At 39.8% G+C, this 6,719-nt stretch carries 1 protein-coding gene; it reads right to left on the reverse strand.

The annotated features are described in order from the left end of the window. Positions 1 to 6,473: hypothetical protein (locus tag ACFIML_RS08640; RefSeq protein ID WP_375687944.1), on the reverse strand; the 6,473-nt coding region annotated here is incomplete at its 3' end. Between the last annotated feature and the right edge of the window lie 246 nt (positions 6,474 to 6,719).

A 6,719-nucleotide genomic window follows, 5' to 3' on the forward strand; every position in this document is an offset into this window, starting at 1 on the left:
AGATCCTTCAGACTTGCATCAAGCTGCGCTTTATTAACTGCTTCATTGTCATTCTCTGCCGCCTTAACACCTGAAAGGGTCCGGTCTTCTTTCTTACTGTTGGCAATATTGAGTTCTGTACCTTCTACTTCTTTACCAATAGTGATAACCTTCGTATTATCATCCTGCTTGGCAAGGCTATCACTGACTACATTGGTCACATCATTGTGAACATTCGTAATAGAACTTGCAACACCTGCAAGTGCTTCCGCTACACTATTGTAAACCTTTTCCTCACCAGCACTACCATCAGAATTGACAGTTTCAAGCTTGAATGTGGGTGCAACCCATTTTCCATTTTCATAGCCAGCACCTCCACCCAAATACGTCGCAACTGCTTGATTCATTGAATAAAGTTGGTTGCCAGTGATCGCTTCTGTTGAACCTTTAGAAATTTCTCCATCTAAAAGAAACTTCAATTTGCTATTGTTTCCTTCCGTTCCATGCTTAGCCACAAATGCATTGGCTTCATTATTCCAATTCAAAGAATCCTGTGCGACTCCTTCAGAAACTTCCTTAATCCTCTGATTGACATTCTTGATATTTGTATCAAGTCCTTCAAAAGCTGAACCAACATTGGTAAAAGGTTTGGCTGTTATCTTACCATCTTTATCAATCTCCGATAAACTATAGGTCGGCCCTGTAAACGCACCATTATTAAAAGCTGCATTGCCTCCTAAATAAGTAACAACCTTATCATTCGTTTCAAAAAGCTGATTACCCGTAACAGCATCTGTTGATTTAGCGCTAATCTCACCATTTGCTAGAAACGTAATTCTACTGTTTTCTTGTGTCCTTAAAGCTCTGCCTTGTTCTTCTTGCTTCTTCTCATGACGTGCTACAAAGGCATTGGCTTCATCATTCCATAACAAAGAATCTTGCGCTACTCCTTCAGAAACTTCTTTAATCCGTGCATTCACATTCTTGATATTCTCATCAAGACCGGCAAAAGCACTCCCAACATCATTAAAAGAGCCATTTGTTATATTACCAGCTGTATCAACCTTGGATAACTTGTAGGTTGGTCCTGTAAACGTACCCTCAACAAATTTTGCATCGCCACCAAGGAATTTAGCTACATTCTGAGAAATCGTGTTGATCTGACTACCATTAATCGCATCATGTGAACTCTCACCAATGACACCATCTTTGACATTATGAAGTGCAACTGGTCCTGCACCCTTACCTTTACCTAAAGTCACACTCGTGTAATCAATGCCGCCATTCTCACCCTCTTTTTTATCGTAGTGAACAACAGCTGAATCATCAGACTGAAGACTATTAGAAAGCTTCTCTAATCTTTTATCAAGCTGACCTTTGTTAACAGCTTCATTATCCTTTGTTGCTTCACCAACACCTGAAAGTGTCCGATCCGTACCAGTCTTGTTGGCTATGTTGACTTCACTGCCTTCTACTTCTTTACCAATAGTGATAACTTTTGTCTTTTCATCCTGCTTCGCAAGGCTATCACTAACTACATTGGTCACATCATTATGAACATTCGTGATAGAACTCGCAACTCCAGCAAATGCTTCCGCTACACTCTTATAGCTTTCCTCACTTTCTTTACCTTCTGCATCAACTTTCTTGATCACAAAACTTGGAGCTTTCCATTGTCCATCTTTATCGTAACCTGCTCCTCCACCAAAATAGGTCGCAAACTGTTTTTGCAGATCATAAATCTGTCCACCCGTAATCGCATCACTCGAGCCTGATACTATAGAGCCATCTGCAAGTGATGTAAGCTTGCTGTTCTCTTTATTGTCCCCATGCGTCGCTACAAACGCACCTTTAGTCTTACCCCATAACAATGCATCGCCTTGAACTGCTTGCGTAATATTACTCAGTTTTTCATCAAACTTTTTGACCTCATTAGACAGATGAGTGTTCACATTCTTGACACTCGTATCAAGACCCGCAAAGGCGCTACCAACATCGTTATGTGAATTAGTCGTTACTGTACCATCGTCAGAAACATTAGAGATTTTATAAGTCGGAGCGGTAAAAACACCCTCTTTAAATGCAGCATCACCACCTAAAAACTTAGCTACATCCTCACCGATTTTATTAATCTGACCACCCGAGATTGCATCATGTGAACCCTTGGCAATCTGACCATCGGCAACATTATGGAGTCCTACAGCTGCCTTATCCTTACCTTTACCTAGAGTCACACTCGTGTAATTAATGCCGCCATTATCACCATCTTTTTTATCGTAATGAACAACAGCTGAGTCATCAGATTGAAAACTATTAGAAAGCTTCTCTAAACTTTCATCAAGCTGACTTTTGTTAACCGCTTCATTATCATTCACAGCTTTCTTCACACCAGAAAGAATCCGATCCACACCACTTTTATTGGCAATGTTGATTTCTGTACCTTCTGTTTTGGCGCCAATAGTAATACGACCAGCATCTCCATCATCCTGTTTGACGAGGCTATCACTGACAACATTAGTCACATCATTATGAACATTCGTGACAGAAGTACTAATATCAGAAAGGGCTTCCGCTACACTCTTATAGCTTTTCTCACTTTCTTTGCCTGCTGCATCAACTTTCTTGATAACAAAATTGGGAGCTTTCCATTGTCCACTCTCATCATAGCCAGCACCACTATCTAAATATGTCGCAAGAGTGTTACTCATCGAATAGAGTTGTCCACCATTAATGGCATCTGTTGAGTTCGAGGTAATGTCACCATTTGCAAGAAACGTAATTCTACTGTTTTCCTGTCTCCTTACAGCTCTGCCTTTTTCTTCTTTGCTCTTTTCATGACGTGCTACAAAGGCATTGGCTTTATTACTCCAATTCAAAGAATCCTGCGCTACCCCTTCAGAAACTTCTTTAATCCGCGCATTCACATTCTTGATATTTGCATCAAGACCAGTAAATGCACTACCAACATCTTTAAAAGAGCCGTCTGTTATATTACCATCTGCATCAACCTTAGATAACTTGTAGGTTGGTCCTGTAAACATACCGCCAACAAATTTTGCATCACCACCAAGAAACTTAGCTAAATCCTGAGAAATTGTATTGATCTGACTACCATTAATCGCATCATGTGAGCTCTCACCAATGACACCATCTTTTACATTATGAAGCGCAACTGGTTCTGCATCCTTACCTTTGCCTAAAGTCACACTGCTATAGTCAACTATTCCGTCTTCTTTTTTATCGTAGAGAACCACTGCTGAATCTTCTGACTGAAGGCTGCTGGAAAGATCCTTCAGACTTGCATCAAGCTGCGCTTTATTGACTGCCTCGTCCCCATTTTGCGCTGCCTTAACACCAGAAAGAATTCGAGCATCACCATCCCGATTTAAAATATTGATTTTATTGCCGCCTCTTTCCGCACCAATAGTAATAAGACCCATCCTATCCTGCTTGACAAGGCTTTCACTCACTACATTCGTAATCTCTTTGCTGATCTCATTTTTTACATTCGTAACAGAAGTACCAACTCCAGCCAAAGCATCCGCCACATTGCTATAAGTTTTCTCTTCAGATTTACCATCATCCTTAACTGTCTTAACCTTAAAACTTGGAGCTTTCCATTGTCCTTGCTCATCATAGCCAGCACTACCACCAAAATAGGTTGCAAGTTGTTCGTTCAGCGAATAAAGCTGTCCACCCGTGACAGCATCCGTTGAATCTTTAGAAACATCACCATCTAAAAGAAACGTAATTTTGCTGTTATCTTGAGTCGCTACAGCTCTGCCTTTTTCTTCTTTGCTCTTTTCATGACGTGCTACAAAGGCATTAGCTTCATCATTCCATAACAAAGCATCACCTTTAACTTGCTGAGTAATATTCGTTATGTTTTTAGTAAGTTCGCTAAACTTATTTGTTACATTATCATTGACATTCTTGATATTGCTATCAAGCTGGCTTTTGTTAACAGCGTCATTATTGTTCTTTGCTTCACCAACACCTGAAATTATCCGATCCGCACCAGTCTTGTTAGCTATGTTGATTTCACTGCCTTCTACTGCAGCTCCAATAGTGAGACGACTCGTTGTCTTATCTTGCTGAACAAAGCTCTCGCTTTCCACTTTGGTAATTACATTATTAACCTGTTCAGTCAATTTATTCTGAACATTCGTGATAGAACTTCCAACTCCTGCAAGTGCATCCGCTACATCAGGATATTCTTTGTTTTCTGTTTCGCCATCATCCTTAACGGACTTAACAGTAAATTTAGGAGCAGTCCAAGCGCCATTTTCATATTTAGCGCCACCACCGAAATATTTGGCTATATTCTCAGATACTGTTTTGAGATCACTTGTTACAGTTGTAACATTTTGATTTGTAGTAAACAACTGAGAACCAGTGACTGCTTCATCTGAATTTGCACTGAGATCGCCACCTAATAGACCGGAAATTTTCCTTGCCCCATTATCTTTATTCAGAATGCTGATTTCAGTGCCACCAGTTCCTTTCCCAATGGTGATAACACCTGATCCCTCAGCATGGAGACTGCGACTTAACGCCATCCCTTCTTCTTGCTTAACAAGAATACTGTCTCTTACATCAGCAATTTCATTATTTGTTGCCAAAAGTTGTGAACCATTTACCGCTTCTGTCGATCCTACTGAGAGCGCCCCATCTTTAACGCCTTTTAGCTCTTTATTGCCAGCATCAATACCACTAGTTGTTATTTTCGGACCACCTGTAATCATTAAGCCTGTTTCGTCTAAAGTATTTGTACCTGCCTTTACGCTCTCCAGTGTGATGTCCTTTGCTAAATCAAATTTTACCTTATTGTCCTCTTTGCCTTTTGTAATATTTAGGTTGCTACTTCCAGCTGCCAAATCCATTGGACTAGTTGAATTAACACTCGTCGTATCTGCACCCTCAACAGAGAGATCCCAACTTGAAGTTATAGAGTTTTTTAGAGCTTTTAGCTGCGCAACATTCACGGCATCAGTGTCGTTCGTGCCAGATGCAACACCAGAAAGAATTCTGGTTTTATTATCTTTATTGGCAATTGTGATTTTATCGCCATCTGTATCCTTACCAATGGTTATGAACTTCGTCTGTGCATCTTGTTTTACGAAACTACTAGTTGCTACCTGTTCTTTTATTTCCTTCAGCTGTCCAAAATTCACCGCATCGGTGCTTTCAGTACCCGTTGCCACTCCTGTTATCTTTTTACTGCCAACATCTATACCACCGGTGGTTATTTTCGGACCATTGGCAATCACTAAACCTGTTGCGTCTAGGGTACTGCTTCCTGCAGTTACTTTATTGACTGCAATTTCCTTAGATAGATCAAATTTTACATTATTATCTTTATCACCTTTTGTAATCGTAAGATTTGTACTTCCAGTGGAAAAATCTACCGTACTGTCCATAATAACGGTTTTACCATTCTTACCCCCAACAGAGAGTTTCCAACCGCCTTTTCTTACGACACTTTCTAAATCTTTTAACTGTATAACATTTACTGCATCAGTAGGTTCACTACCAGCTGCTACACCTATAATCTGCCGCGTTATGCCCTTACTAGGATTACCAAAACTAACGGCACCCTGCGTACTTTTCCATTGCACTTCAGTGTTTTTTGCCGGTCCCTGCTGCAAAGAAGCATACCCCAAAATACCATCAGCCCTATCAGCTACAGAATTACTTCCTATAGCAACACCTTGGTGTATATCTACTTTTGCATGATGACCAATAGCAATCGCATCTTCCTGTGTAGTGCTAGCAGAATCCCCCAACGCTATTGTAAACTTGCCGAAAGCTCTAGCTTGAAAACCTATGGCAATTGCTTTTTCATCTCCAGCAGTTGTTCTTTGCTCTTCAGTAGCAAAGTCTGGAGCAGAACCAATCGCAATACTATTATGAGCATTAGCGTAAGAAGACAAACCTATAGCAATACTTCTATCTTGTTTTGCTTCCGCCAATGGACCTAACGCAATAGCATCATAACCTTTTGCACTCGCACTATAACCCTGCTCCAGAGGATGACCATTGCCTTTTGCTGCAGCTCTTTGGGTCGATACTGTTCTTAACAAACCAGAAGGGTTTGAAAAATCTGCACCATCTATAGAATTCGTATGAATACTTCTTGTAAGTTGTAGCGCTTTTTTATCACCAACATTTCCAACTCGCGCAAAACGGCTACCTTCTGTCAAAACATTTATTATGGAACTATTATCATCCGTATCAGAAAAAAAATTGATTAGAAAATTTGCATAGTCTTCAGAATCATTCAAACCAGCAACAGAGAGAATGCTTTGTGGATAAGATATACCAACACTTTTTACACCTTCAAGAAAGGTGTTTCTAAAATCAGGATTTGCTGAAAAAACAGGCGTAACATTCGATAAGAATGTAGCAGCTATAGCCAACGAAAGAACTTTAACCAAAGAAAAACGAGAACGTTTTAATTCACTCGCTGCTTGTGGGGCATATAATTTTTTCATAACAAACTCTCCAATGAAAAAACTTAAAAACACCTCCAAAACATAAAAAAGACACATTTTAGCATTATTGATCTCTTTGGAACTTAGAGTAGAGGATCATTGCTTAGAGTGTGAATATTTTGAGTCTTTTGTTTTGTTTGTGCTCTCTGTATTGAGACCCAAATGCTTATCTTTTTGATTATGTTTTTTGACATAAAGATAACACATTTAGAGTCTAAGGGTTTTAGTGTGTTGTTTTTTCCTAAC

The organism is Bartonella sp. AC62GZZY (assembly GCF_042196525.1).
GTDB lineage: Bacteria > Pseudomonadota > Alphaproteobacteria > Rhizobiales > Rhizobiaceae > Bartonella.